A 2,254-nucleotide genomic window follows, 5' to 3' on the forward strand; every position below is an offset into this window, starting at 1 on the left:
GGGTTGGGGTGGTGGTTGATGGGTGCCCGCCTCGGCTAGATATTGCGGCTGAGGAGATTCAAGTTGAACTCGATCGCCGTCGGCCTGGACAAAGCAAGATCACAACCCCTCGGAAAGAGGCGGATGTCTGTGAGATTTTGTCCGGCGTGTTTGAGGGCAAAACCCTGGGCACACCGATCGCCCTTTTGGTTCGCAACAAAGATGCCCGATCGCACGATTACGATGAGATGGCTCAAACCTATCGACCTTCCCATGCTGACGCGACCTATGACGCTAAATATGGCATTCGCAACTGGCAGGGAGGAGGGCGATCGTCGGCGCGGGAAACGATTGGTCGAGTGGCTGCCGGGGCGATCGCCAAAAAGATCCTCAAGCAAGTGGCCGGGGTAGAAATTATTGGCTACGTGAAACGGATCAAAGACCTGGAAGGAGTGGTTGATCCGGATGCTGTAACCCTGGAGCAGGTTGAAAGCAACATTGTTCGTTGCCCGGATACCGACTGCGCCGAGCGTATGGTGGAGCTAATTGAAGCCGTTGGGCGATCGGGCGATTCGGTGGGCGGCGTGGTAGAGTGCGTGGCGCGCAACGTTCCCAGGGGCTTGGGCGAACCTGTTTTCGATAAGCTAGAGGCCGATTTGGCAAAAGGGGTGATGTCGCTGCCTGCCAGTAAGGGGTTTGAGATTGGCTCTGGCTTTGCTGGCACGTTGCTAAACGGCAGTGAGCATAACGACGAATTTTACATTGATGAACAGGGGCAACCGCGCACCCGAACGAATCGATCGGGTGGGGTGCAGGGGGGCATCTCCAACGGCGAAACTATCGTTCTCCGTATTGCATTCAAGCCCACCGCTACCATTCGCAAAGAGCAGCGCACCGTGACCAAAGCGGGTGAGGAAACGGTGCTGGCGGCCAAGGGACGACACGACCCGTGTGTGTTGCCTCGAGCGGTGCCAATGGTGGAAGCGATGGTTGCCCTGGTGCTGTGCGATCACCTGTTGCGCCAGCAGGGGCAGTGCGGGGTGCTTGAAGCGACGCTTTAGCGGGATGCTCTGATCTCACCCTGCCAGCGAATGCTTTGGGTAGCGGTACGTCCAGCAAACGAGCGGGTTGCCACCAGTTCAAGTTCAACGCGCGTGCCGGGAGCCAGGAATTGAGTGTCGATCGGCAGTTGCCCCAGCGCCAGGTTAAAGCGGTTGTAGTCTTGGATAACGGCTGTCGCTGGAATGGCACCGTCGAAGCGAGTGCGGTAGTTGGCACGGTTCCTGGAGCGATCGCCCGCTGCCCGATAGCGAAGGCGGAATTCGGTGGCGACTAAATCTGACTTGCCTGCCAAATCGACAATGGCAAAGGTCAGATCAGTACCGCGACCCGACAGGTCGGCAACCGACAGTTGCGTTGCCTCGCTTTCTCGCATAACGTTGGCGATCGCAAAGGTGGTCAAACCCTCTTGCTGGGTTGGGTTGCCCTCTACCCAAACCGCATCAGGAAAGGCAATGGCGATCTGCTGATCGTCGTTTAGCTCCAGGGTTGCGGTTTCGCGGGCAAACTCGCCAAACGGCTGGGCGGCATTCCAAACCAGTTGAAACTGTCCCTCAATCCGCCCTGCAAATTCCTGATACTGATCGGCAATGACGGAGCCTGGAGCTAGCAGCGCCGTCGCGCCCTGTCGTCTATTCCAGCGATTTTTGGACAGGTTGAAAGGGCGATCGCTCAGTTCCATTAGCGTGGCGCTAAGACGGGGCTGATCGGGTGCGAGCGGCTCACGCTGGTTGACCAGGGCGAGCTGCCCCTGATTTCCTGCCTCTCCCGCTCGTCCATCTCTTCCCCGTTGCCCATCTCGGCCATCGCTGCACGTAAACCGTTGAGCGGTGCAGCGGTAGCCAGGGGTTCCAGGAGTGCCGCTACACACCTGCTGTTCCCAACGATGCCGCTGACAGGTGCAGCCATAGCCACCATAGCCACCCCGCCCGGCTCGGCCACCCTGCCCTGCTGCTGCCTGTACCGCTAGCGATCGCAGATGCTCTGGGTCGAGATAGTACACCGTTAAGGTACCGCCATCGCCACCGCCGCCGCCGTCGCCACCATTGCCGCCATTGCCACCATTAGCCGCCCGCAGATTGTAGTTTACATCTCGCGGTTGAGATCCGCATTGGGCACGGTAGCCATCGTCGCCATCCTCGCCTGCTGCACCCGTTTCACCCGCCAGGTTCAGGGTCGAAGGAGAACCGTCTGCAACTATAGATATGGACTGGCC

Annotated in this window: 2 protein-coding genes; one reads left to right on the top strand and one right to left on the bottom strand. The window is 59.1% G+C overall.

Going from position 1 to position 2,254, the window contains the following annotated elements:
* A partial coding sequence (gene aroC / locus IQ268_RS31895; RefSeq protein ID WP_193887491.1) for a chorismate synthase occupies positions 1-1,040 on the top strand: 1,040 nt, incomplete at its 5' end.
* Here aroC and IQ268_RS31900 read toward each other — a convergent pair.
* Positions 1,037-2,254 (bottom strand): collagen-like protein (locus tag IQ268_RS31900; RefSeq protein WP_193887492.1); only part of this gene is annotated, 1,218 nt, incomplete at its 5' end. The two genes, aroC and IQ268_RS31900, sit on opposite strands and share 4 nt — an antisense overlap.

The sequence above is a fragment of the Oculatella sp. LEGE 06141 genome, from assembly GCF_015207605.1.
GTDB lineage: Bacteria > Cyanobacteriota > Cyanobacteriia > Elainellales > Elainellaceae > Oculatella.